Origin of the sequence: Rhodococcus sp. LW-XY12 (genome assembly GCF_019317345.1) — a bacterium.
Classification (GTDB): Bacteria; Actinomycetota; Actinomycetes; order Mycobacteriales; family Mycobacteriaceae; genus Rhodococcus; species Rhodococcus pyridinivorans.
In genome coordinates this window covers 200,986-225,189 of record NZ_CP079225.1, presented here as the reverse complement: position 1 = coordinate 225,189, position 24,204 = coordinate 200,986, and the positions used below count along the sequence as shown (strand labels likewise).

The following is a 24,204-nucleotide window of genomic DNA, read 5'->3' as shown; positions in this document are numbered from 1 at the left end:
GCAGGTCACATTTACGCCGCGGGTAGGCTCGGGACCCGTGTCTGATGCCCTCACCGTCGACGACGAACCCATCGAGTCGTCCTCACGTTCGTTCCGGCGCGCGTTCCAGGATCTGCGCGAAGGCTTCAACCACCGCGAGCTGTGGTTGCTGCTCGGCTGGCAGGACATCAAGCAGCGCTACCGCCGGTCGGTGCTCGGCCCGTTCTGGATCACGATCGCCACGGGTGTGTCGGCGATCGCGATGGGTGTGCTCTACGGCACGCTGTTCAATCTCGATGTCCCGGAGTTCCTGCCGTACGTCGCGCTCGGCTTCATCATCTGGAACCTGATCCAGGGGTCGATCCTCGAGGGCGCGGACGTGTTCATGTCCAACGAGGGCCTGATCAAACAGCTGCCGACGCCGCTCAGTGTGCACGTCTACCGGCTGGTGTGGCGGCAGATGATCCTGTTCGCGCACAACATCGTCATCTACATCGGCATCTTCATCTTCTTCCCACGTCAGCTGTACTGGACGGCCTTCCTCGCCATCCCGGCGCTGGCGTTGATCGCGATCAACGCGGTGTGGGTGTCGCTGGTGTTCGGCATCCTCGCCACGCGCTACCGCGACATCGCGCCGCTGCTCGGCAGCATCGTCCAGCTGCTGTTCTTCATGACACCGATCATCTGGACGGAGAAGACGCTCGAGGGCACCGGCAACGAGGGGCGGGCGCGGATCGCGGAGATCAACCCGCTCTACCACTTCCTCGACATCGTGCGGACCCCACTGCTCGGCGGCGACCAGCAGCTCTACCACTGGGTCATCGTCCTGATCATCACCGTCGTCGGCTGGGGTATCGCCCTGCTCGCGCTGCGCAACTACCGCTCGCGCGTCGCCTACTGGGTCTGAGCCGGTTCGAGCCGGACCAGCTGTGAACGGTGGATCGGCTCCCGGTCGGTGATCCGGAAACCGACGGCCTCGAGCTCCCGGTAGGTGTCGGTCTCGGTGAACCGGTGGGGTTCGAACCGCCACCACACGTTGTTCGGGTGCCACACCCGGAAGCCGGTCTCGCGCTCGCCGTCGGCGACCACCCACAGCACCTCGCATCGGGCCGCCGCGCGTCGGGCGAGTTCCGGCGGCGGAGCGTCGGTCGACCACAGGTTCACGCGGTCGACGGCGTCGTAGCCGAGCCCCACGTCGTCGAGTCCTTCCACCGCGTCGGGCCGGGCGTCAACGACCGCGCGCAGTGAGGTCGGTGCCCACGAGACGCGCGGTTCGAAAGCGACACAGTCGCCGGGTTCGGAGCGTTCGACCAGCCGGTCGGCGATCACGCTGTAGTCCATCCCGCCGGCCTTGCCGAACGGCTGTCGCTGCTGCACGTAGGCCGGCGCAACGCTGACGGCGACCGCAGTCAGCACCACCAGCATCGACCACCAGCGGGTTGCGGTGCGGGCCGCCGCCCAGCCCACGAGCAGCACCATCGCGGGAACCGTGAACGACAGATAGCGCTCGAGGTACATGTTGTCCTCGAGCAGCGAGTAGCCGAGCAACAGCACCATGGGCACGGCGAAACCCGGCACAGCGAGCCACAGCAGGGTCCGCTCCCCAGGCTCCGCGCCACGACGGCACGCGGCGATCACCCCGGCGACGACGATCGCGGCGAACAAGGCGGCCGTCCACGGGGCCTGCGGGAACCACTGATCGAGAGCGATCGTGCGGACGATCGTCGAGTCGAGCGGAGGAATCCAGGCGACCTGCTTGGCCTGCGAATAGGCGAGCAGGACGAACGGCGTCGACAAGGCCGCGCCCACCCCTGCGGACAACAGGAACGCACCGCGCCCACGGCCACGGACCAGCACGGTGAGGAGATGCGCGACAACGACCGTCGCGGAGTACACGAACATCACCGTCGCGACCGGCAGGACGACGGCGTACAGCGCCCACCACCGTCTACGGCCGGTCGCGCAGCCGAGCGCGACCAGCAGCGACAACACCGCGACCAGCGCCGCAGCGAAGGCATAGGACCGCGCTTCGGTGGCCGCCCAGGTCACCCGCGGCGACAGCGCGAACAGCACCCCGGCGGCGATCCCCACGCGACGACCCGCCAGCACCTGGCCGGTCGCCGTGACGGCTGCGGCACCCACCCCGAGCGCGAGCACACCGGGCAGGCGGGCGGTGAACTCGTCGACGCCCACGAGGGAGAACCAGTAGTGCAGCAGCAGATTGTGCAGGCCGTGGACGGCGTCGATCCGGGTGTGGACACGGAGCATCCCCTCGACCGACCGGTCGGCACTCGAGATGGTGGCGGCCTCGTCCCACCACAGCGAGGGGACCCACGAGAACGCCCCTGCGACGAGCACGGTCGCAACCCCGATCAGCAGGGGAAACGACCATGCCCTCACGGTCTACCCGTCGATGCCGTACAGGCGCGCCCAGTTCTCGCGGCTCGTGAGCTTGGGGAGCGCTTCCTGCCAGACCGTCTTCATCCGGGGCGCTTCCTTGCGGAGCTGCCAGCACACCTTCGCGGCCTGCTTCGCGAGGTCGACGGCGGTGTCCTTGTCGCGGTGACGCACCCGCACGGCGTTCTGCGAGGCGTCGGTGACGACGGCCTTGTCGAACAACGACACGTGCCACCACGATGCGAAGTGAGCGGGAACGGTGACCGTCCGGCGGTCGACCTTGCCGGCGAACTGCTGCACGGCACGCTTGAGCAGCACCAGGCCCTCGCGCTTCTTGTCGGGCTCGAACTGCCAGACCGACATCTGCGTGTGCGGATCGGATTCCTTGCCCACCTGCGCGGCCGGAAGCGGCTTCGTCTCGGGATAGCGGTCGCGCAGTTCGCGCAGTTCCTTCAGCACGGACTGGCCGCCGTCGTAGAGGAAGTCCGGTCCGGCGAGGAAGTCCTCCGCAGCCTTGATGAAGGTCGCGGCGAGACCGTACTGCATCGAGACGATGAGCTCACTGATCTTGCGGAACAGGTACTTCGACATGTCGTTACCGTCGAAGCGCCCGTAGATGGACGAGACGATCAGGCCGTTGCGGATGCTGAAATAGCGCGCCCAGTCGTCGTAGTCCTTGAGATAGAAGTCGGCATGCCACACACCCGCATTGGGCAGGGTGACCGTCGGATGCCCCGCGTACCGGGCACGGATGCCGTATTCGATGTCGTCCCACTGGAAGAACAGCGGGATGGGCAGACCGCAGTCGGCGATGATCTCGGCGGGCAGCAGGCAGGTCCACCAGCCGTTCCAGCCGGCGTCGAAACGCATGTCCTGCTTCTTCTTCACGAGGTCGATGCCCATGCGAGCACCCGGAGTCAGTGCGCCGGCGGTGATCTCGTCGAGCACCTCACGCTCGGCCGAGACGTGCAGGACCTGGGGATTGCTCAGCGACAGCATCTGGGCGCCGACGATCGTCGGCTGCACCGTCATGTTCGCGAAAGCGTTGAGACGCAACACCGATTCGGGTTCGCACAGGATGTCGTCGTCCATGACGATGACGTTGGCGTGCTCGGCCTTGGCGGAACCGGTGATCTCGTACATGCCGCGCGAGAAGCCACCCGCACCACCGAGATTCGGCTGGGTCAGGTAGATGAGCTTGTCGCCGAGCTTGTCGGCGACCTCGGCGAACGCCGAGCGCGAGCGCACCTGGTCGGTGCCCTGGTCGACGATGCACACCGCTTCGATGTCGGCCATCGCCCCGTCGTCCGAGGCGAGAGTGCCGACGGTGACGGTGCAGTCGTCGGCGCGGTTGAACGTGCAGATGACCACAGCCGCGGGACGCAGGTGCTCGGGAGCGGCGACCGTCCAGCGCGCGTCGGAGACGAGCACCGATCCGTTGCCGGCATCGATGGAGAACCACATCGCACCGCCGTCGACGAACCGTTCGATCGGCAGCTCGAGGTCGAGCTCGCCCGAACCCGACACCGTCTCGACCGTCACGATCCGCTCGCGTCCGCGTGCATCGGACGCCCACACGGTGAACTCAGCCGTACCGGAGCAGCCGTAGGTGAGCTGCAGGTTCACGGTCTTGACGTCGGTCCAGCGCTGCCAGAACGTCGCGGGAAAGCGGCCGAAATAGGTGTTGGTGTGGGCGGTCGCGCCGTCGGCGAGCTGCAGCCCGTAGCGGTCGGACGCCGCGCCACCCTTCGTGTGGACGTACATCTTCTCCGGCACGCGCGGCGACAGAGATGCGAAGACACCGCGCTGGACGATCAGCCGGTCGCGACGCACCGGTTCGGTGAGAACCTCGTCCAGTGTGTCCGCCTCATGTCCGATCGTGCTTGTGTCGCCGGCAGCTGCCTGCTCCATCGGGCTACTCCCCGCTCGTGGTCGATCCGCTGTTTTCGATGCGACAGTAGCAGCGGAAACAGGAGCTCCATGGTTGTGTGCGTCGACTACCGGTGTTTCGACCCATTCGCGAATTGTGCCGGGACTACCCCGAACGGCGCGGGTTATCGGCCCAGAACGCGCTCGACGCGCCTGTAGGCGGCCTCGGTGGCCTGTTTCTGTGGCGTCCACCACTGCTCGTGGGCGCGGTACCAGTCGATGGTCGCGGCCAGCCCCTCACGGAAGTCGCGGTAGCGGGGCTGCCAGCCCAGTTCGGTGCGCAGTCGGGTCGCGTCGATGGCGTAGCGCAGGTCGTGGCCGGGGCGGTCGGTGACGAAATCGAACTCGGTCCTGTCCTTGCCGCACAGTTCGAGGACGGTTTCGACGACGGTGCGGTTGTCGGTCTCCCCGTCGGCGCCGATCAGATAGGTCTCGCCGAGCTGTCCGTGTTCGATGATCGTCCACACCGCGCTGTTGTGGTCGTCGACGTGGATCCAGTCGCGCACGTTCGTGCCGGTGCCGTAGAGCTTGGGGCGCACACCGGTGAGCACGTTGGTGATCTGGCGGGGGATGAACTTCTCCACGTGCTGATAGGGGCCGTAGTTGTTCGAGCAGTTCGAGATGGTCGCGCGGACGCCGAACGAGCGCACCCAGGCGCGTACCAGCAGATCCGAGCCGGCCTTGGTCGACGAGTAGGGGCTCGACGGGTTGTAGGCGGTGGCCTCGGTGAAGCGGGCGGGGTCGTCGAGGGCGAGGTCGCCGTAGACCTCGTCGGTGGAGATGTGGTGATAGCGCACGTCGTACTTGCGGACGGCCTCGAGCAGGGTGAAGGTGCCCACGAGATTGGTGTGCACGAACGGCGCGGGGTTGGACAGCGAGTTGTCGTTGTGGGATTCGGCGGCGAAGTGCACCACCAGATCGGTGTCGGCGACGAGCCGGTCGACGAGGTCGGCGTCGGCGATGTCACCTTCGACGAAGGTGATCTTCTCGGCGACGGGGTCGAGGGAGGCACGGTTGCCGGCGTAGGTGAGCTTGTCGAGCACGGTGACCTGCGTGTCGGGTCGTTCCGCGACGGTCTGATGGACGAAGTTCGCGCCGATGAAACCGGCACCACCGGTGACGAGCAGCCTCATTGGGGCAAGCCTACTCATGCGAGACTGTCCGACATGCGCGGAATCATCCTCGCGGGTGGGACGGGCTCACGTCTGCATCCGATCACCCAGGGCGTGAGCAAGCAGCTCGTGCCCGTCTACGACAAGCCGATGATCTACTACCCGCTCTCGACGCTCATGCTCGCCGGGATCCGCGACATCCTCATGATTACCACCCCGCACGACGCCGAGCAGTTCCGCTGGTTGCTCGGCGACGGTTCGCAGTTCGGGGTGAACATCACCTACGCGATCCAACCCTCACCCGACGGTCTAGCGCAGGCATTCGTGCTCGGCGCCGACCACATCGGGACCGATCCGGTCGCATTGATCCTCGGCGACAACATCTTCTACGGCCCGGGCCTCGGCACCCAGCTCAAGCGCTTCGCGCACATCGACGGCGGTGCGGTGTTCGCGTACCGGGTGTCCGACCCGTCGGCCTACGGGGTGATCGAGTTCGACTCCACCGGCCGCGCCCTGTCGCTCGAGGAGAAACCCGACGACCCGAAGTCGAACTTCGCGGTGCCGGGGCTGTACTTCTACGACAACGACGTCGTCGAGATCGCCCGGTCGCTGAAGCCGTCGGCGCGCGGCGAACTGGAGATCACCGACGTCAACCGCACCTATCTCGAAGCGGGGAAACTGCAGGTCGAGGTGTTGCCGCGCGGTACCGCCTGGCTCGACACCGGCACCTTCGACTCGCTGCTCGACGCGTCGAACTACGTGCGCACCATCGAACAACGCCAGGGATTGAAGATCGGTGCGCCCGAGGAGGTCGCGTGGCGTCTCGGGTTCATCGACGACGAGCAACTGCGCGCCGCGGCCGAGCCGCTGGTGAAGTCGGGCTACGGCAGCTACCTGCTGGATCTGCTCGAACGAGGAAAGGACCGCTAGGTGCACTACCGCGAACTGAAGGTCGCCGGGGCGTGGGAGATTACGCCGAAACAGTTCGGCGACGACCGGGGCGTGTTCCTCGAATGGTTCAAGCAGGAGACCTTCGTCGACGCTGCCGGCCGACCCCTGGAGTTGGCGCAGGCGAACTGCTCGGTCTCCGCCGCCGGAGTACTGCGCGGCATCCACTACGCGGATGTGCCTCCCGGACAGGCGAAGTACGTCACGTGCGTGTCGGGGTCGGTGCTCGACGTTGTCGTCGACCTGAGGGTGGGGTCGCCGACCTTCGGGCAGTGGGATTCGGTGCTGCTCGACACGAAGGACCGGCGCGCGATCTTCCTGTCCGAGGGCCTCGGCCACGGTTTCCTCGCCCTCGAGGACAACTCGACCGTCGTCTACCTGTGCTCGACGGGCTACGACCCCGACCGTGAGCACGAGGTGAACCCGTTCGATCCGGAGATCGGGATCGATTGGCCGACAACGGGACCTGACGGCAGGTCGCTGACCTACGAACTGTCGGCCAAGGACCGGACGGCACCCACCCTCGCCGACGCCCGCGAAGCGGGTCGTCTCCCGCACGCACAAGACTCAGCCACCGATCCGTAACATCTTGGGACTCTTGCCGATAGCCAGGGCAGTGCTTCCGCACCGACATACCGAAGAGACAGGATCCGACCGTGAACTTGAAGACCACCCTCGGACGGGTAGCGAGCGTCGGCGTCGCAGCCGCCGTTACCGCCGGCCTCGCTGTCGCCGGAACTTCCACCGCTTCCGCGGACTCGAACTGGACCACGTTCACCAATACGGTGGGTCTGCACCTCGATACGGGTTCGAGCGGGTATGCCGGCAACGCAACCCCGTTCATCGATGCACCGGTCGTGCTCCGAACCGACCCCGCCTCTCCCGAACTGCCGCTGTGGGTCGGTGGTATCGGCTCCCCGTTCTGCCCATGCACCGTGCACTGGCACAACGAGACCACTGGTGAGCGCGGGAGAGTACGTGCCAACAGCACTCTGCTCCCCTCGGAAACGGGTGCCGGGGAGATCTCGGCATACGTCACCATCGACGGCAACGTCAGCGTCACCGCCGTTCGTGGCGTCGCCAACTGGACCGCCCGATAGCAGATCTGGTTGTTCCGACGGCGTTCAGCGCGGTCGGAACAACCAGATCATCGGGTGCGGCCGAGTGCCGCACGGATCCGGCGTACGACGCCGTCCGGGTCCTGCGTCAGCATGTGCCAGGTGAATCGCAGAACGTGCCATCCTGCGTTGATCAGGACGTTCTGTCTTTCGATGTCGTGGCAGTGACGGTCTGCGTCGCGATGCCACACCCAGCCGTCGATCTCTATCGCCACCCGTTCGGCCTCGAACGCGACGTCGATCTCGTATCCACAGCTCATCACGTGTGCACGCCAGCCGGTGAACCCTGCCTGACGTAGCACCCGATGGAAGATGCGTTCGGCCTGGGAATGCCCGCCGTCCCGGGCGGTGCACAACAATTTCTCCGCAGCGCGCGACCCACGACGTCCCGGATTCCTCAGGTGGGACCGCTCCAGCAGAGCCAACGACGTGTGTCGTTGAAGTGCTCTGTCCATGAGGACGGAACCCTCTTTCAGCTCGACCGCTGCCTCCAACACCGTGAGAGGTACACCTGTGACCCGCAGCCCGCGCACGGTCACGATGTCGTCGGCGGGCAGGTCCCTGCGACGGAGGTGCACATTCCCGTTTCTCACGATGGCCCGCCCATGTGGGACGGTGACGAAGTAACGGGCGGGAGGCCTGTCGAGGATTCCGTGCCACCACGCGGCGCTCGGACCCCATGCCGTCGCCGCACGTCCCGCACCGTAGACAGCGGCGCGAAGGTGCACCGAAGAGGTCCGCTCCCGATCGGCACGGAGATACACACCGGGAACCAGTGAGACCCATTCACCCGACCGCACGTAGTGATCGATGATTGCGATGCTCAGACCGCACCGCACCGCCTGATCGCGGGTGACGACACCGTCCTGCCTGGCCATGATCGCGTGTGCTCGGGAGCGTGACATATCCGGTTCGACGCCACAGGAGCCGGACCGGTTCCACACAGCTCGGATCTGGTTGGTCCGACCGTGTATGTCGCCGTCGAACCAACCAGATCAGCGCAGGCGGAAGATCACGACGCGCTGGACGACGAAGTTGATCACCGTCGCGACGCCTTGGGCGACGACGAAGGCGAAGGGCGTGACCCACCACTCGTCGCCGAGGGCTTCGTTGAGTACACGGTTGATGCCGACCTGTGCGGCGAACGTCACTGCGTAGAGGACCACCACGGCTGCGAAACGAACGCGGCTCGGCGGGGCCTTGAAGGTCCAGCGGCGGTTGATCAGGTAGGCGGTGGTGGTGCCGGCCACGAACGACAGGGCCTTCGCGACGTCGCGCGTGACGCCCAGGGCCATGAGCAGGACGTACAGGCCGTAGTCGACGATCGCCGAGAACCCACCGGTCAGGACGAACCGTGTGAGCTGCGTCTTCAGGTCCAGCGCTTCGTCGGCCGTCGAATCGGTCAACGGCAGTTCGGGAGCCAGTGGGGCGTGATGCTCCGGCAGCGGCTGCACATGGTCGTGGGATTCCGGCACGCAGACGAGGGTAACGCCCGTGAGGAACAGCATCTTGCCGGGTGACCAGGACACACGGGTAGCCTTTATCCCGATGTCCACGACAGCTACGGAGCAGGCGAGCGAGCCGCTCCCCACCCAGACCCGCACCCTGACCGGCTGGGGGCGCACTGCGCCGACCACCGCAGAGGTGCTGTCCACCCCCGACGTCGAAGTGATCGCCAAGGCGGTCGCGCGGGTCGCGGAAGACAACGAGTCGAAGCCGTCGCACCTGCGGCGCGGCGTGATCGCACGCGGGCTCGGACGCTCCTACGGCGACCCCGCGCAGAACGCGGGCGGGCTCGTCGTCGATATGACGGCGCTGAACAAGATCCACAGCATCGACCGTGACTCCCGCAAGGTCGTGGTGGACGGTGGTGTGAGCCTCGACCAGCTCATGCGCGCCGCGCTGCCGTTCGGTCTGTGGGTGCCCGTCCTGCCGGGCACGCGCCAGGTCACCATCGGTGGTGCGATCGGTGCCGACATCCACGGCAAGAACCACCACAGCGCGGGCAGCTTCGGCAACCACGTCAAGTCCATCGACCTGCTCACCGCCGACGGCCAGGTCCGCACGTGCACCCCCACCGGGCGCAACGCCAAGCTGTTCTGGGCGACCGTGGGCGGAATGGGTCTGACAGGCATCATCCTGCGCGCGACCATCGAGATGACCCCCACGGAGACGGCGTACTTCATCGCCGACAGCCGCCGCACCGAGTCGCTCGACGAGACGATCGCCCTGCACAGCGACGGTTCGGAAGCGAACTACGACTACTCCAGCGCATGGTTCGACGCCATCTCGCCGGAGCCGAAGCTCGGCCGCGCCGCAGTCTCCCGAGGCAACCTCGCGAAGCTCGACCAGCTGCCGAAGAAGCTGCAGAAGGACCCGCTCAAGTTCGACGCGCCGACCCTGCTGACCCTGCCCGACGTATTCCCGAACGGGCTGGCCAACAAGTTCAACTTCTCGGTGATCGGTGAGCTGTACTACCGGAAGACGAAGAACGCCGACAACCAGGTCCAGAATCTGACGGCGTTCTACCACCCCCTCGACCTGTTCGGGGAGTGGAACCGCGGCTACGGACCCAACGGCTTCCTGCAGTACCAGTTCGTGGTGCCGCCGGAAGCGGTCGAGGAGTTCAAGAAGATCATCCGCGACATCCAGGCGTCGGGACATCACTCGTTCCTCAACGTGTTCAAGCTGTTCGGTGAAGGGAACAAGGCTCCGCTCAGCTTCCCCATCCCCGGCTGGAACATCTGCGTCGACTTCCGGATCAAGCCGGGCCTGAACGAGTTCGTGCGCGAACTCGACAAGCGGGTCCTCGAGTTCGGTGGTCGCCTCTACACCGCGAAGGATTCGCGGACCGACGCTAAGACCTTCCACGCCATGTACCCGCGGATCGACGAGTGGCTGAAGGTGCGCCGCTCCGTCGACCCCACGAACGTCTTCGCCTCCGATATGTCCAGAAGGTTGGAACTCCACTGATGATCAACGCCGTCGGCAATCCCCAGACCCTGCTGCTGCTCGGTGGCACCTCCGAGATCGGCCTGGCCATCGTCGAGGAGTACCTCCGCAAGGCACCGGCCCGCGTGATCCTCGCGGCCCTGCCCGGCGACCCGCGTCGTGAGGACGCCGTCGCCCAGGCGAAGTCCGCGGGTGCGACGCAGGTCGACCTGATCGACTTCGACGCGCTCGACACGGCGAGCCACCCGGCCGTCATCGACCAGGCGTGGAAGGACGGCGACGTCGACATCGCGATCGTCGCCTTCGGTCTGGACGCCGACGCCGAGGAGCTGTGGCAGAACCAGAGCAAGGCCGTGCGGGTCGCGGAGGTCAACTACACGGCCGCCGTCTCCGTGGGTGTGCTGGTGGGCGAGAAGATGAAGGCGCAGGGCTTCGGGCGCATCATCGCGATGTCGTCGGTTGCCGGCGAGCGCGTCAAGCGCGCCAACTTCGTCTACGGTTCCACCAAGGCCGGCCTCGACGGCTTCTTCCTCGGACTCGGTGAGGCGCTGCGCCCGTTCGGGCCGCGCGTGACCGTCGTGCGCCCCGGCCAGGTGCGCACGCAGTTCAGCGCGCACGTCGACGAGGCCCCGCTCACCGTGAACAAGGAAGATGTCGCGAAGCTCGCTGTCGCGGCCTCCGATCGCGGCAAGGAGATCGTCTGGGCGCCGGGCACCTTCCGGTTCGTGATGATCGTGCTGCGTCACCTGCCGCGCGCGATCTTCCGCAAGCTGCCGATCTGACAGACGTGCACCCTCTGCCCCGCCGGACCCGTTTCGGCGGGGCAGTCGTCTTTTCGGGGTCTACCGGACGTAGCCGGTTCCGCTGTGGATCATCCCGGGCGGCCCGTAACACCAGTGGTTGATCGACCCTTCGTTCACGAAGACACCGTTCACGATGCCGTCCTGCCCCGCCTCGTTCGTCGCGTAGCCGACACCCGGCGCCCCGACGACGATGCACTGGTAGGGATCGACGCCGTGGTGGTCGTACAACCGGCCGTCGATGGGACCGCCGGGCGCACCCGGTTCGATCACCGGATACGCCGAGGCCTGCGCCGCCCCGAAGACGAGGAGAGGTGCCGTCGCGAGCGTTGCAAGGGCCGCACGAACTGCTTTACCTGTCATGATCTGAGCCTTCCGTTCGGATTCCCCGGGCGGTACCGACAGCCCGGTTTCCCGACGCAACTTCCAGGATGAAGGTCCCGACCGGTGGACGGCGGCGTTTTTGCGGCGCGGATCGGGCCACCACTCGTCTCGCGGACGCATCTCTATGCTCGTGGGGTGCTCGCCGACACTCCTGTAGCAGTCGCCCCGTTACGCCGTGCCGTCTCGACGCTCGTGCAGTTCGTCTGCGCAGCGCTCGTCGCAGCGCTCGTCGCCGCGGTGGGGCTGTTCGCTTTCGACCGTGTGCAGTGGCCGGCGTTCAATTCGTCGAACGTGACGCAGGCCGTCACCACCGTGATGCAGTTCGCGGCACTCGCCGTGCTCGGCCTGTCGATCTATCTGTTGCGTCGCCGCAGATGGGTGACGGGGGCGCGGGTGCTGTCGTGGGCGGCGCTGTCCGGCTTGGTCACCGCGACCCTCGGGATGCCGCTCGCCGCGACCCGCCTCTACCTGCACGGCATCTCCGTCGACCAGGAGTTCCGCACCCAGTTCCTCACGCGACTGACGGACAGCGCGGCGTTGCGCGACATGAACTACGCCGACCTGCCGTCGTTCTATCCGGCCGGGTGGTTCTGGATCGGTGGCCGTGTCGCGAATCTGCTGGGTATGGACGGCTGGGAAGCGTTCAAGCCGTATGCGATCGGTTCGCTGGCGGTCGCGGCGGTCGTCGCGCTGGTGCTGTGGTCCGAATTGGTCCGCTCCGATCTGGCGGTGCTCGCTGCTACCGCGACGACGCTGGTCGTGCTGGCCTACGGTTCGCCGGAGCCCTACGGAGCGGTGATCGCGGTGCTGGTCGCGCCGGCGTTGGTGCTGGCCTGGGGTGCGTTCGCACCCGTGCGTGTTTCCGGTAGTTCCGACTACCGGAAACACGCACGGCAGGGTTGGGGCGCCGTGGTGGGGACGGGCCTGTTCCTCGGTCTCGCCGCGACCTTCTACACCCTCTATCTCGGTATCGCGGCGTTCGCGGTGACGGTGATGGCCGTCGTCGCGGCGTACCTCGCGCGTCGCGCCACCGGGTCGTGGCGGGCGGTCCTTCCGGTGCTCGTCCGTCTCGTGGTGATGGCGTCGATCGCGGTGCTCGTCGCGTTGATCGTGTGGGCGCCGTTCGTGTTCGACGTGCTGGGCGGTAATCCCCCGTCCGAGTCCGGGACCGCGACCCACTATCTCCCCGATGCCGGTGCGCGACTGCCGTTGCCGATGTTCCACATGTCCCTGATCGGACTGTTGTCGTTGCTGGGCACCGTGTGGCTCGTGGGCCGGGCGTCGTCGTCGCATCGGGCGCAGGCGCTCGGGCTCGGGGTGATCGCGGTCTACCTGTGGTACCTCGCGTCGATGGCGTTGACCGCCGTGGGCAACACCCTGCTCGCGTTCCGTCTCGAGGTCATCCTGCTCGTACTGCTCGCTGCGGCAGGCGCATTCGCCTTCGTCGACTTCTCGCGTTGGATCAGCCTGGCGACCAGCGAGAATCCGCGCGTGCGCAGGGTTCTCGTGGCGGTGGGTGCTCTCGGTGCGCTGGCGTTCACCCAGAACATCCCCCAGGTGCTCGGGAGCGAGATCACCGTCGCCTACACCGACACCGACGGGGCCGGTGAACGCGCCGACCAGCGACCCGCCGGTGCCGCGTCCTATTACGCCGAGGTGGACGACGTCCTGCTGTCGCAGTTGGGCGGCGAGCGTGACGACCACGTGGTCCTCACGGCCGACACGTCTTTCCTCGCCTACTACCCATACTTCGGTTTCCAGGCCCTGACCTCGCACTACGCCAACCCGCTGGCGGAGTTCTCCGCGCGGGCCGCAGCGATCGAGGAGTGGTCGGAACTCTCCTCCCCCGGCGAACTGCTCGCCGCCTGGGAGGAGTTGCCGTGGAGAGCCCCCGACGCCGTCGTCTTCCGGCAGGGCGCCGAGGGTTACACGCTGCGTCTGGCCGAGGACGTCTACCCGAACGATCCCAATGTGCGGCGGTACACGGTGACCTTCCCCAAGGAACTGTTCGACGATCCCCGCTTCACCGTGACCGAGGTGGGGCCGTTCGTCGTCGTCACCGCGACGGGCGAACCGGCATGATGCGACGAACTCCGGTGTCGCGCAACCACAATCCACCCCACACCAGAATTCCGGTGTAGATCGGGAAGAGAGTCGTGCTGACGATGGGCTGTTCGGTGAGCAGATTCGTCGCGACAGCACCACCGAGATAGCCGGTGAGGAGTACGGCGCCGAGGATTGCGGTGGGCGGCAGGACGTAGGCGATCAGGCAGACGAGTAGGACGACGCCGAACACCCGGTTGAGGCTCGGGTCGAACCCGAGATCGGCCATCGCTTCCTGCACCTGCGAAACGTTGGCGATGTGGATGATCGAGTCCCACAGCAGAAACAGGACGACGAGACCGCTGACGATCAGGCCTGCGATGCGAGCGGCGCGTGAGGGTGCCGCGGTGATGTCGTCGCGGGTGCCGGTGGTGGATGCGGTGAAGGTGTTCATGACGGCCTCCTGGTAGGTGGGCAGCGGTGCTGTCGCAGATACCGACCGGGCAGGAGCCGGAAACTCATCGCCGCTGCGGTAAGGTCGCGGCGAGTCGTACGGGGGGTACGACAGAATCGGGGGATTCGATGAGCGACGTTCTGTATGTGCCGATCCGACGCCGCGACAGTTCCGGGCACGTTCGGCTCGAGATGCGCACACTGCCCGACGGCCGGCTGGCGTTGCCCGCCTACACCTCACCGAAGGAACTGGTCCGCTGTTGTGGACCGCAGCAGCCGTGGATGGGCGTCGACAGCACAGGGCTGCAGGAGATCCACCGGACCACCGGGTACGACGTGGTCCTGCTCGACGGTCGACAACCACCGCCACCCCCGGTCGGGGACGACGACCGTCCGTTCGAGGCCCCACTCGGCAGGAGAGCGACCCGGTGAGCATCGACATCGGCGACCTCGACACGGTCGCGAAGCACCTGGCGACCGGAGCGATGGGCATCGACGAACTCGGATCCGATCCAGCACCGATACCCGACGCGGGTGCCGCCACAGCACTGCTCGTCGACGCTCTCGGGTCGATTGCTTCCGCGCTGGACGCGGCGGTCCGGTCGCTGGCCGATGCAGCAGACGCCGCCCAGGACAGTCTGCGCGCCTACCAGGACGCCGAGTCGCACACTGCTCAGGAGATGGCGAAGGCCGGTGAGGGATGAGCCTCGACACCCGAGTCTTCGGCGACCCCACCTCTTGCTACGCATGCGCGGATTCGCTCACTGCCCTCGCCACGGGTGTGAACGACCGACTGAAGGCGGCACGCGACGGACGCACCGAGTCCGAGTACGAATTCAGAAGCCCTGCGGGAGATGCGTTCCGCACGACGCTCGACCGCATCATCACGGGGACGACCGAGGCCACAGACCAGATCGACGTGATCGCCGCTGCCCTGCGCGCATTCGCCGACGGACTCGTCACCGTCCGGTCACGCATGTCACAGGCCGAGGCGACAGCGGCGGAAGCCGGTATTCCCGTGGAGTTCGGCGTCGGGATCGGTGAGCCACTCAACGTCGATCCGAACTCGTACGACATTGCACCCCAGGTTTTTCGGACGAAGCAGATCGCAGCCTACGAGGCGGCTGCGGGGCTCGTTGCGGAAGGTCGCGCGGCCGAAACCGGGGCGCACAGCGCGCTCGCGGAAGCCTTGCGCGGCCCGACGACAATTCTGAAGGACGCAGAAGCCCAGTGGGGATGGCTGGTTCTACACACAGTCGGTGGGTATCTGGCTACGGCGGTTTCCGAGCTGTCGAAATGGGGAGACCTGGCCGAGGCACGCGGCGCGAACCTTGCTCGGCTGCGTGAGCTTGCCGCGGAAGCGGCGCGGTTGGGTGATCCGTACCCAGAAGCTACTGCGGCCAGGGCTGTTCGGGCCTTCCAAGGGGGAGCGGACGATGCTGCGCGGTTTGCTGCGGAGAACTCTCGACTGCTTGCCGGGCTCGGTGACAACAAGTTCGTTTCGAGTGTCGGCGGTAACCTCGGCGACCTGTTTCCCAAAGGATCAACTCTGGCGGGTGTGGGCTCGAAAGTTCCTTATCTAGGACTGGCTCTCACCGCTGGCCAGACCGCAAGTGACGTGATGAATGCCGAAACAACCGGAGAAGCGGTAAAGGCAGTCGCGAAGGATGTCGGTGGGTTCGTCGCAGGAACCGTAGCGACCGAACTAATACTCGCGAGCGCAGCCGGCGGTCCCGTCACGTTGCTCGCCGTCGGCGCCGGGGTCGGTGTCGCGTTCGGTGTGGGCGAAGTAATCGAACACTGGGACGACATCTCCGGTGCTGCCGGGTCTGCGGCACGCTGGGTGGGCAATCTGTTCTGAGGACATTAATGAACGCAACCGATCTTCCTCCGCTGCCCGACGCGGTTAACGGCGAGCCTCGCCCACCTCGCGCGCCACGCATCCACCACGTAACCGAATACACACCGGCCGACAGACATCCCCGTAAGCCGCCGAAAACACCGGAGCATCTCGGCCCCGTTCTCGAATGGCTCCAACCCACCGTGCGCGACCGATACATCGGCGCATTCCTCATAGCGGCAATCTTGGTCGTGTACCTCACCGTCATCAATGGAGACTTTCGCTGGATCCACTGGTGGATCATGTGGGTCATCATCCCTGGAAGTTCACTATTGTTGTTCTTCGGCAAGGGAAACCACTGGACCGCAGCCGGCGCCACCTGGGTCCAATGGCACGACAGCTGGGTCGATACCTACCATCTCACTCGCATCCGCTTCTCCGCTGATGGGCCCAGTCGTGTCCTGCGACTGAAAGACGCCCACGGCAACAAAATCCAATCGTTCAAGATCAGTGAGATCCAACGTAACCCCGACCTGTGGGACCTGGTCTACAACGGCATCCTCCACTCCGTCGCGTCGGGTAACTGCGACATCGACGCCAAAACCCGCCACATCCTGAAAATCCCCTACGAACTCGGGCCGCGCCCCACCCGTAGCGAACGCATCAGAGGACGGCGGCGTAGAGGGTGACGCTGTGAATCTACCCGCAATGCCGGATCCGAATACCGGAGAGCCGCGACCACCCCGTGCGCCACGCATCTACCAGAGAATCGAGCACACGCCGACCGACAGATCCCCACGGAAGCCTCCGGAAGCGCCGGAACATCTCGGACCCGTTCTCGAATGGCTCCAGCCCACCGCCCGTGACCAGTACACGAGCGCGCTCTTCATCGTGGGCATCTCGGTCGCGTACCTCACCCTTGTCGACGGAGGCCTTCGCTGGACCCACATGTGGGTCATGTGGGTCATCATGGCTGTGGGTGCGTGGGTGATGTTCGGCGCCACCAGAAACCATTGGACCGCAGTCGGATCCACCTGGGTGCAGTGGCGCGACGATTGGGTTGACACCTATCACCTCACCCGCATACGATTTTCAGCCGACGGGCCGAACCGCGTTCTCCGTTTGAAAGATGCACACGGCAACAAGATCCACTCGTTCAAGATCAGCGAGATCCAACGCAACCCCGACCTGTGGGACCTGGTCTACAACGGCATCCTCCACTCCGTCGCCTCCGGCAACTGCGACATCGACGCCAAAACCCGCCACATCCTGAAAATCCCCTACGAACTCGGGCCGCGCCCCACCCGAAGCGAACGCATCAGAGGACGACGCCGCAGATGGTGAACCCCATCGATCTACCACCGATGCCGGATTCGATCACAGGCGAACCCCGCCCACCCCAGGCGCCCCGCATCTACCACGGCACGGAATGCACACCGCTCGAACGCAACCCACGGAACCCACCAGATGCACCGGACCATCTCGGTCCCACTCTCGAATGGTTCCAACCTCACGTCCGCGAAAAATACATCAGCGCATTTACCCTGATGACCATTACGGTCGCGTTCTTCACAATCTCCAACGGGGATCTTCGCTGGATTCACTGGTGGGGTGCGTGGCTCATCATCACTGCGGGTGGCTGGCTGATGTTTCGCGGGATCAGGAACCATTGGACGGCAGCAGGATCCACATGGGTGCAATGTCGCGACAGCTGGGTCGACACCTACCACCTCACTCGCATCCGCTTTTCCGCAGACGGCTACAGCCGTGTTCTCCGGTTGAAAGATGACCACGGCAACGAGATCCACTCTTTCAAGATCAGCGACATTCAAGGAAACCCCGACCTGTGGGACCTCGTCTACAACGGCATCCTCCACTCCGTCGCCTCCGGCAACTGCGACATCGACGCCAAAACCCGCCACATCCTGAAGATCCCCTACGAACTCGGGCCGCGCCCCACCCGAAGCGAGCGCACCAGAGCGCGACGCCGCAGATGATGAGCCCGCCGTACCTACGGCAGTCGTGAGGCCAGCAACTCCGCCAGATGCGTGCCGCGCCGCGTCGTGAGATCGCCGAGCTGGGTACGGCACGAGTAGCCGTCGGCGAGGATCACCGCGTCGTCGGATGCCGCCTCGACCGCCGGCAGCAATTGGGTTCGCGCGACCGCCACCGACACGTCGTAGTGCCCGCGTTCGACTCCGAAATTCCCGGCCAGGCCGCAGCAGCCGGCGAGGCGCTGCACGTCGGCACCCGCGCGTCGCAACAGGGCGGCGTCGGCGCCCCATCCCATGACGGCGTGGTGGTGGCAGTGGGGTTGTGCGACGATCCGTGTGCCGTCCAGCGACGGCGGTTCCCAGTCGGCGAGGAGTTCGGCGAGGGTCGTGGTGCTGTCGGCCACGAGGCGAGCAGGTGCGGACCCGAGCAGTTCGACCGCGTCGGAACGCAGGACGGCGGTACACGACGGTTCGAGACCGACGATCGGCATGCCGCTGCGGAAGAGTTCGGCGACGGTGCGGCCCAGGATCTTCCGGGCCTGGTCGAGCTGTCCGGTGGTGATCCACGTCAGGCCGCAGCAGCGGGGTTCGTCGGTGAGGTGCACGCTGTGTCCGGCGGCTTCGAGCACGCGCACGGCGGCAACCCCGATCTCCGGGGTGAAGTACTCGGTGAAAGTGTCGACGAACAGCAGCACCGGGTCGCCCGTGCGGGATCGTTGCGAGAGGGTGTCGGCGAACCACTTCCGGAAGGTGCGGGGCGCGAACCTCGGTACACGGCGGCGGCGGTCGAGACCGGCGACGGTCAACCCGAGCGGGGCGACCCCCGGAGCGCGGGCAAGGGCGTTGACGGCGCGTGGTGCACGGGAGGCGATCGCCGCCCACTGCGGCAGCCTGCCGAGACCGTAGTGACTGGCGGGCCGCCTCCGTCCCCGGTAGGTCTGGTGCAGGACTTCGGATTTGAGGGTCGCCATGTCGACTCCGGTCGGACAGTCCGACAGACATCCCTTGCACGACAAGCACAGATCGAGCGCCTCGTGCACTTCCGGCGACTGCCACGACTCGGCGACGAGGTGACCGTTGAGCATCTCCTGCAGCACCCGGGCACGTCCTCGGGTGGAGTCCTTCTCCTCACGGGTCGCGAGGAAGGACGGGCACATCACCCCGCCGGTGCCGGTGTTGTCGGCGCGGCACTTGCCGACCCCGGTACACCGGTGCACGGCCTGCGTGAAGTCGCCACCGTCCTCGAGATAGCGGAAGGCCAGGCCCTCCCGGATCTTCCGGGCTGCCGGGACGCGCAGGTCGGCGTCGACGGGCCGCGGGTCGACGAGCACGCCGGGGTTGAGGACGTTCTCCGGATCGAAGACCGACTTCACGGCCCCGAACAGTGCGAGCGCGTCGGGTGAGTACATCACGGGCAGCAGTTCGCTCCGGGCACGCCCGTCGCCGTGCTCCCCCGACATCGACCCGCCGTATTCGGCGACGAGTTCGGCTGCCTCGAAGAGGAATTCGCGGAACAGACCCGGAACCTCGAGGGGGATGTCGAGGCGGATGTGGATGCAGCCGTCGGCGAAGTGCCCGTAGGGGTAGCCGGTGACGTCGTATCCGGCGAGCAGTTCCTCGAAATCGCGGAGATAGTCGCCGACGCGGTGGGCAGGGACGGCGGCGTCCTCCCATCCCGCGTGCGCGGGCAGTCCCTTCGGACTTCTCGCCGACAGGCCGGCTCCCTCCTCCCGGATACGCCACAGCGCAGCGGCACGCGCCTGGTCCTCGACGTGCAGGACGTCGGTCGCGGCGGCGGCCTGCGCGAGTGCCTTCGCCCGGCCGCGCACCTCGTCGGCGTCGTCACCGGCCAGTTCGACGAACAGCCAGGCCGCACCCGACGGCAGGGGCGGTACCGCCTGCGGTCCGCGCCGGTGCCGGACGATGTCGACGATCCGCGAGTCGAGCCCTTCGCACGCCGTGGGCCGGAAACCCAGTAGTCCGTGCGCGGCGTTGCCGGCGGCGACGATGTCTGGATAGCCGAGCACGACCATCGTGCGGACGGCAGGGTCGGCGACCAGCTGCACCGTCGCCTCGGTCGTGATCCCGAGTGTGCCCTCGCTACCGACGAACAGCTTCCGAACGTCGAAACCGTTCTCCGGCAACAGATGCTCGAGTGCATAACCCGACACCTGCCGGCCGAAGCGACCGAATTCGGTGCGGATGGTCGCGAGGTCGCGGGCGACGATCTCCCGCAACGGTTCCAGCACCGGATCCTCGCCGGGCAGCGTCAGCGGGTGCCCGGTGCCGGTGAGCACTTCGAGCGCGACGACGTTGTCGGACGTGCGGCCGTAGCCGAGCGCCCGCGCCCCGCACGCGTTGTTACCGATCATCCCGCCGATCGTGCACCGGTTGTGGGTGGACGGATCGGGGCCGAAGCGCAGACCGTGCGGTGCCGCGGCGCGCTGCAGTTCGGCCTGCACGACACCCGGTTGCACCCGCGCGGTCCGGGTCTCTGGGTCGACGGAGAGCACCCGGTTCAGGTGACGCGAGAAGTCGATGACCACGCCAGGCCCGACAGCGTTGCCCGCGAGCGAGGTGCCGGTGCCGCGGGAGGTGAGGGGGACACCTTCCCGGCGGCACACGTCGAGGGTCGTGGCGACGTCGTCGATCGATCGGGCGCGCACCACGGCCTGTGGCGGGACGCGATAGAGAGAAGCGTCGGACGAGTACAGCGCGCGCGTGGTCGAGTCGTCGCAGACCTCCCCGATGCCCGCCGCGCGCAGAGCGCGCCCGATCGGGGTGGAAGTCCTCATAGACAGCGATGCTAGTGGCGGGAGGCATCACTCCGGACGTGGTCGGACAGAACCGCGGAGTACCCGCGAGTGGTGCGAGCGGAGCGGCACGCGCCGGCCCCGTGACGGGACTCGCCTAGCATCGACGCTTGTGCCAGCCGATACCGCTTCGCCCGGGAAAACCGATTCGTCCGACCCGACATCGCGCGTCCGCACAGCTCGGATCGTCGCGATCGTGTCGGGACTGCTCGGGTTCGTGCTGGCTCTGACCCTTCCGTTCCTGCCGGTCCGGCAGGAAACCGGCGAACTGCAATGGCCGCAGAACGGCAGCATCGACAGTGTCGAGGCGCCGCTCGTCACCTACGCCCCGCTCACGCTGCGGGCCAGCGTGCCGTGCGCGGCAGCAGCGCAGCTCGGTTCCGACGGCGGCACCCTCGTCTCGACCATCCCGTCCGGCTCCCCCGACGCCACGGCGGAGGGCCTGGTGATCCGCGCGATACCCGGTGAGGACGGCGCTCCCGGCACCGTCGAGGCCGTCCTGCGCAACTCGGTGCTCGTCTCGGCGCCGCTCGACGAGCCGTGTACGGCCGTGACGGTCGCATCGAACTCCGAACGCACCGCCGCCGAGATCGTGGGCGCCGACCCGCCGGTGGCGATCGAGCTCGAGGGCGACGAGCGGCCGCAGATGGTCGGTGTCTTCAGCGACCTCGGCGGCCCGGCCGGCGCCTTCGAACCCGACGGTGACGACTCCACCGAGCGGTTGTCGGTGCGCGCCGAGCTCGACTCGCGGTTCACCTCGACCCCCACGGTGCTCAAGCTCCTCGCGATGATCGTGTGCGCGCTCGCGACGCTGGTCTCCCTCGTCGCTCTGCATCGACTCGACGGGATCGACGGGCGCCGCGCGCGCCGGTTCCTGCCGGCCCGCTGGTGGCGGTTCACCCTCGTGGACGCGGTGGTCGTGAGCACTCTGCTGCTCTGGCACATCATCGGCGCGAACACCTCGGACGACGGCTACATCCTCAACATGGCGCGGGTGTCCGGCGACGCCGGATACATGGCCAACTACTTCCGCTGGTTCGGTGTGCCCGAGGCGCCGTTCGGCTGGTTCTACGACGTGCTCGTCGTGTTCGCACAGGTCTCGACGTCGAGCGTGTGGATGCGCCTGCCCACGCTCATCGCGGCGATCCTGTGCTGGATGGTCATCAGCCGCGAGGTCATCCCCCGGCTCGGCGTCGCTGTCCGGCACAGCCGGGTGTCGCTGTGGACGGCCGGGCTGGTCTTCCTCGCCTTCTGGCTCCCCTACAACAACGGTCTGCGCCCGGAGCCGATCATCGCGGTCGGTGCGCTGCTGACCTGGTGTTCGATCGAACGCGCCATCGCGACCGGGCGCATGCTGCCCGCCGCGATCGCGGTCCTCATCGCGGCCTTCTCTCTCGCCGCCGGCCCGACCGGCCTGATCGCGGTGGCCGCACTCGTCGCCGGGATGCGCCCGCTGGTGAAGGTTCTTATCGCGCGCCGGCATCTCGTCGGTGTCGTCGCGCCCCTCGCGCCGATCCTGGCGTCGGGCACCGTCGTGCTCATCGCTGTCTTCGCCGACCAGACGCTCGCGTCGGTCCTCGAGGCGACCCGCGTGCGTTCGGCCGTGGGCCCGAACGTGCCGTGGTTCGACGAGCGACTGCGGTGGGACGCACTGCTCACCGTCTCCCCCGACGGTTCGCTGGCCCGCCGGTTCGGCGTGTTCGTGATGCTGTTGTGCCTGGTCGTGTGCGTCATGTTGATCCTGCGCAAGGGCCGCATCCCGGGCACCGCTATCGGACCCTCGCGGCGCATCCTCGGCATCGTCTTCGCGTCGTTGCTGCTCATGATGCTCACGCCGACGAAGTGGACGCACCATTTCGGTGTGTACGCGGGCCTGGCCGCGTCGGTGGCTGCGCTCGCCGCGATCGGAGTGGGCTCGGTCGGCATCCGATCGGCCCGCAACCGGGCGCTGTTCACCGCCGGGGTGCTGTTCGTCCTGGCGATGGCCTTCACCGGTTCGAACGGCTGGTGGTACGTCTCGAGCTACGGCGTCCCGTGGTGGGACAAGCCGCCGTCGATCTCCGGTTACGCCTTCTCCACGGCACTGCTCGGCCTCACGGTGCTCGCCCTGCTCCTCGCCGCGTGGTTCCACCTGCGCGAGCCGTTCACCACGCCGCGACCCGACCGCAACGGCAGGGTGCGGGCCCTGGCGTCGGCCCCGCTCACGCTGGTCGCGGCGGCGGTGGTGGTGTTCGAGGTGTTGTCGCTGCTCAAGGGCGCGGTCTCGCAGTACCCGGCCTATTCGATCGCCAAGTCGAACGCGGCGGCCCTCACAGGCAACTCCTGCGGACTCGCCGACGAGGTGCTCGTGGAGACCGAACCGAACGCGACCATGCTTCAGCCCCTCGACGGTGATGCGGGCGAGGCCCTGGGTGCGGGCACGGCCGTCGGTTTCACCCCGAACGGCGTGGCCCTCGACCTCACCGCCGACGCGGAGACCACCACGACCGGTGGCGCCAACACCGTCGACAGCGAGGAGGGCGGCACCACCACATCCACCAGCGCCGGCACCGAGGGTGGACGCACCAGCGACGAGGGCATCAACGGCAGCACCGTGAAGCTGCCCTTCGGCCTCGACCCGCAGACCACGCCCGTTCTCGGCAGCTACCGCACCGGGGTGCAGCAGTCCGCCGAACTCGAGTCCGGCTGGTACGCGCTGCCGGAGCGCACCGCTGAGACACCGCTGCTGGTCGTGACCGCGGCGGGACGCATCCGCTACGTCGACCCCGACGGTGTCATCACCCCCGGTCAGGACGTGCTGCTGGAGTTCGGTTCGTCATCCGGGGACGACGTGACGCCGCTGGCCACGCTCGCCCCGATCGACATCGGCCCGTCGCCGTCCTGGCGCAACCTGCGCGTGCCGAGCGACGCGATCCCGGCCGACGCCGACGCCGTGCGGATCGTCGTCGACGACGGTGACCTCTCCCCCGACCAGTGGGTCGCGGTCACGCCGCCGCGGATGCCGCGCATGCAGACCCTGCAGGAGGTCGTCGGATCCGACGCCCCGGTCCTCATCGACTGGTCGGTGGGTCTCGCCTTCCCGTGCCAGCGTCCGTTCGGGCACCGCAACGGTGTCGCCGAGGTCCCCGAGTACCGCATCCTCCCGGACCGGGTCGGGGCCGACGCGACGAACGGCTGGCAGGACGACATCGGCGGCGGACCGCTCGGCTGGATCCCGCTTCTGCTGAACGCCGAGGCCGTCCCCACCTATCTGAATCACGACTGGGATCGCGACTGGGGATCGCTCGAGCAGTACCGTCCGATCGACCCGGATGCCTCCCCCGCGGAGGTCACCACCGACGTGACGACCCGCTCCGGCCTGTGGTCGCCGGGCCGCATCCGTGACGGGGTCCCCGTCCTGCTGGAGTAAGGGCGAGTGCCGTCACACCACGTCGCCGGATAC

Annotated in this window: 22 protein-coding genes; 14 read left to right on the top strand and 8 right to left on the bottom strand. The window is 67.0% G+C overall.

Going from position 1 to position 24,204, the window contains the following annotated elements; all coding sequences use genetic code 11:
* Positions 1-37: 37 nt before the first annotated feature.
* Positions 38-886: an ABC transporter permease gene (locus KXC42_RS01025; RefSeq protein ID WP_006553471.1), complete on the top strand. Its 849-nt coding sequence runs from the start codon at positions 38-40 to the stop codon at positions 884-886.
* Here KXC42_RS01025 and KXC42_RS01020 read toward each other — a convergent pair.
* The 3 genes from KXC42_RS01020 to rfbB all read right to left on the bottom strand — a co-directional run bounded on the left by KXC42_RS01020 (position 874) and on the right by rfbB (position 5,438).
* On the bottom strand, positions 874-2,379 hold the full coding sequence (locus KXC42_RS01020; RefSeq protein ID WP_219129806.1) for a glycosyltransferase family 39 protein: 1,506 nt from the start codon (positions 2,377-2,379) through the stop codon (positions 874-876). The two genes, KXC42_RS01025 and KXC42_RS01020, sit on opposite strands and share 13 nt — an antisense overlap.
* Before the next feature lie 3 nt (positions 2,380-2,382).
* Complete coding sequence (locus KXC42_RS01015; protein WP_006553469.1) at positions 2,383-4,287, bottom strand: glycosyltransferase; 1,905 nt, start codon at positions 4,285-4,287, stop codon at positions 2,383-2,385.
* A 143-nt stretch (positions 4,288-4,430) separates the two neighbouring features.
* The gene (gene rfbB, locus KXC42_RS01010) at positions 4,431-5,438 is read right to left on the bottom strand and encodes a dTDP-glucose 4,6-dehydratase (RefSeq protein WP_219129805.1); all 1,008 of its coding nucleotides are present in this window, start codon (positions 5,436-5,438) and stop codon (positions 4,431-4,433) included.
* Positions 5,439-5,471: 33 nt separating this feature from the next.
* Between rfbB and rfbA the strand changes: the two genes are divergently transcribed.
* The 3 genes from rfbA (at position 5,472) to KXC42_RS00995 (ending at position 7,465) form a co-directional block, all read left to right on the top strand.
* A complete protein-coding gene (gene rfbA / locus KXC42_RS01005) occupies positions 5,472-6,347 on the top strand; it encodes a glucose-1-phosphate thymidylyltransferase RfbA (protein WP_219129804.1) in 876 nt (291 codons plus the stop codon).
* Complete coding sequence (gene rfbC, locus KXC42_RS01000; RefSeq protein WP_219129803.1) at positions 6,348-6,950, top strand: dTDP-4-dehydrorhamnose 3,5-epimerase; 603 nt, start codon at positions 6,348-6,350, stop codon at positions 6,948-6,950.
* Positions 6,951-7,021: 71 nt separating this feature from the next.
* Positions 7,022-7,465 (top strand): hypothetical protein, encoded by a 444-nt coding sequence (locus tag KXC42_RS00995; protein ID WP_024102697.1) that lies wholly within the window; start codon positions 7,022-7,024, stop codon positions 7,463-7,465.
* A 47-nt stretch (positions 7,466-7,512) separates the two neighbouring features.
* Here the strand turns inward: KXC42_RS00995 and KXC42_RS00990 are convergent, their stop codons facing one another.
* Together KXC42_RS00990 and KXC42_RS00985 are read right to left on the bottom strand one after the other, a co-directional pair.
* On the bottom strand, positions 7,513-8,361 hold the full coding sequence (locus KXC42_RS00990) for a DUF559 domain-containing protein (protein WP_373922177.1): 849 nt from the start codon (positions 8,359-8,361) through the stop codon (positions 7,513-7,515).
* 117 nt (positions 8,362-8,478) lie between these two features.
* The gene (locus tag KXC42_RS00985) at positions 8,479-9,012 is read right to left on the bottom strand and encodes a GtrA family protein (RefSeq protein WP_006553463.1); all 534 of its coding nucleotides are present in this window, start codon (positions 9,010-9,012) and stop codon (positions 8,479-8,481) included.
* Positions 9,013-9,031: 19 nt separating this feature from the next.
* Between KXC42_RS00985 and KXC42_RS00980 the strand changes: the two genes are divergently transcribed.
* Both KXC42_RS00980 and KXC42_RS00975 read left to right on the top strand, forming a co-directional pair.
* Positions 9,032-10,456, top strand: coding sequence for an FAD-binding oxidoreductase (locus KXC42_RS00980; RefSeq protein WP_219129801.1), 1,425 nt, complete (start codon positions 9,032-9,034; stop codon positions 10,454-10,456).
* On the top strand, positions 10,456-11,217 hold the full coding sequence (locus KXC42_RS00975) for a decaprenylphospho-beta-D-erythro-pentofuranosid-2-ulose 2-reductase (protein WP_006553461.1): 762 nt from the start codon (positions 10,456-10,458) through the stop codon (positions 11,215-11,217). Before KXC42_RS00980 ends, KXC42_RS00975 begins: the two co-directional genes overlap by 1 nt.
* A gap of 60 nt (positions 11,218-11,277) precedes the next feature.
* Here KXC42_RS00975 and KXC42_RS00970 read toward each other — a convergent pair whose 3' ends face one another.
* On the bottom strand, positions 11,278-11,598 hold the full coding sequence (locus KXC42_RS00970) for a hypothetical protein (RefSeq protein ID WP_024102694.1): 321 nt from the start codon (positions 11,596-11,598) through the stop codon (positions 11,278-11,280).
* Between the two features lie 156 nt (positions 11,599-11,754).
* On the opposite strand from KXC42_RS00970, the gene KXC42_RS00965 reads away from it, so the two are divergent.
* Complete coding sequence (locus tag KXC42_RS00965; RefSeq protein ID WP_219130416.1) at positions 11,755-13,701, top strand: galactan 5-O-arabinofuranosyltransferase; 1,947 nt, start codon at positions 11,755-11,757, stop codon at positions 13,699-13,701.
* On the opposite strand, the gene KXC42_RS00960 is transcribed toward KXC42_RS00965, so the two are convergent.
* Positions 13,676-14,116, bottom strand: coding sequence for a DoxX family protein (locus tag KXC42_RS00960; protein WP_039583426.1), 441 nt, complete (start codon positions 14,114-14,116; stop codon positions 13,676-13,678). The genes KXC42_RS00965 and KXC42_RS00960 overlap by 26 nt on opposite strands.
* A gap of 128 nt (positions 14,117-14,244) precedes the next feature.
* Here KXC42_RS00960 and KXC42_RS00955 point away from each other — a divergent pair, with 128 nt between their 5' ends.
* The 6 genes from KXC42_RS00955 (at position 14,245) to KXC42_RS00930 (ending at position 17,952) form a co-directional block, all read left to right on the top strand.
* Positions 14,245-14,547 carry an SAV_915 family protein gene (locus KXC42_RS00955; RefSeq protein ID WP_024102691.1) on the top strand — a complete coding sequence of 101 codons (303 nt, stop codon included), beginning with the start codon at positions 14,245-14,247 and terminating at the stop codon, positions 14,545-14,547.
* Positions 14,544-14,819, top strand: coding sequence for a hypothetical protein (locus KXC42_RS00950; protein WP_024102690.1), 276 nt, complete (start codon positions 14,544-14,546; stop codon positions 14,817-14,819). The genes KXC42_RS00955 and KXC42_RS00950 overlap by 4 nt, the downstream gene beginning before the upstream one ends.
* Positions 14,816-15,976, top strand: a complete 1,161-nt coding sequence (locus tag KXC42_RS00945; protein WP_039583422.1) for a hypothetical protein — start codon at positions 14,816-14,818, stop codon at positions 15,974-15,976. Before KXC42_RS00950 ends, KXC42_RS00945 begins: the two co-directional genes overlap by 4 nt.
* 8 nt (positions 15,977-15,984) lie before the next feature.
* A complete protein-coding gene (locus KXC42_RS00940) occupies positions 15,985-16,644 on the top strand; it encodes a hypothetical protein (RefSeq protein ID WP_219129800.1) in 660 nt (219 codons plus the stop codon).
* A 202-nt stretch (positions 16,645-16,846) separates the two neighbouring features.
* The gene (locus KXC42_RS00935; RefSeq protein ID WP_257605962.1) at positions 16,847-17,299 is read left to right on the top strand and encodes a hypothetical protein; all 453 of its coding nucleotides are present in this window, start codon (positions 16,847-16,849) and stop codon (positions 17,297-17,299) included.
* The gene (locus KXC42_RS00930) at positions 17,293-17,952 is read left to right on the top strand and encodes a hypothetical protein (protein WP_257605961.1); all 660 of its coding nucleotides are present in this window, start codon (positions 17,293-17,295) and stop codon (positions 17,950-17,952) included. The genes KXC42_RS00935 and KXC42_RS00930 overlap by 7 nt, the downstream gene beginning before the upstream one ends.
* A 14-nt stretch (positions 17,953-17,966) precedes the next feature.
* Here the strand turns inward: KXC42_RS00930 and KXC42_RS00925 are convergent, their stop codons facing one another.
* Entirely contained in the window at positions 17,967-20,744 is a 2,778-nt protein-coding gene (locus tag KXC42_RS00925) for an FAD-binding and (Fe-S)-binding domain-containing protein (RefSeq protein ID WP_219129798.1), read from the bottom strand.
* A gap of 130 nt (positions 20,745-20,874) precedes the next feature.
* On the opposite strand from KXC42_RS00925, the gene KXC42_RS00920 reads away from it, so the two are divergent.
* Positions 20,875-24,171: an arabinosyltransferase domain-containing protein gene (locus KXC42_RS00920; RefSeq protein ID WP_219129797.1), complete on the top strand. Its 3,297-nt coding sequence runs from the start codon at positions 20,875-20,877 to the stop codon at positions 24,169-24,171.
* Positions 24,172-24,204: the final 33 nt, after the last annotated feature.

Bases quoted from the DNA above. Each gene is read 5' to 3' on its own strand.
- KXC42_RS00930 (WP_257605961.1), top strand. From the start codon at position 17,293: ATGGTGAACCCCATCGATCTACCACCGATGCCGGATTCGATCACAGGC.
- KXC42_RS00990 (WP_373922177.1), bottom strand. From the start codon at position 8,361: ATGGCCAGGCAGGACGGTGTCGTCACCCGCGATCAGGCGGTGCGGTGC.
- KXC42_RS00945 (WP_039583422.1), top strand. From the start codon at position 14,816: ATGAGCCTCGACACCCGAGTCTTCGGCGACCCCACCTCTTGCTACGCA.
- KXC42_RS00980 (WP_219129801.1), top strand. From the start codon at position 9,032: ATGTCCACGACAGCTACGGAGCAGGCGAGCGAGCCGCTCCCCACCCAG.
- rfbA (WP_219129804.1), top strand. From the start codon at position 5,472: ATGCGCGGAATCATCCTCGCGGGTGGGACGGGCTCACGTCTGCATCCG.
- rfbB (WP_219129805.1), bottom strand. From the start codon at position 5,438: ATGAGGCTGCTCGTCACCGGTGGTGCCGGTTTCATCGGCGCGAACTTC.
- KXC42_RS00970 (WP_024102694.1), bottom strand. From the start codon at position 11,598: ATGACAGGTAAAGCAGTTCGTGCGGCCCTTGCAACGCTCGCGACGGCA.
- KXC42_RS01015 (WP_006553469.1), bottom strand. From the start codon at position 4,287: ATGGAGCAGGCAGCTGCCGGCGACACAAGCACGATCGGACATGAGGCG.
- KXC42_RS00975 (WP_006553461.1), top strand. From the start codon at position 10,456: ATGATCAACGCCGTCGGCAATCCCCAGACCCTGCTGCTGCTCGGTGGC.
- KXC42_RS00960 (WP_039583426.1), bottom strand. From the start codon at position 14,116: ATGAACACCTTCACCGCATCCACCACCGGCACCCGCGACGACATCACC.
- KXC42_RS00925 (WP_219129798.1), bottom strand. From the start codon at position 20,744: ATGAGGACTTCCACCCCGATCGGGCGCGCTCTGCGCGCGGCGGGCATC.
- KXC42_RS00940 (WP_219129800.1), top strand. From the start codon at position 15,985: ATGAACGCAACCGATCTTCCTCCGCTGCCCGACGCGGTTAACGGCGAG.
- KXC42_RS00955 (WP_024102691.1), top strand. From the start codon at position 14,245: ATGAGCGACGTTCTGTATGTGCCGATCCGACGCCGCGACAGTTCCGGG.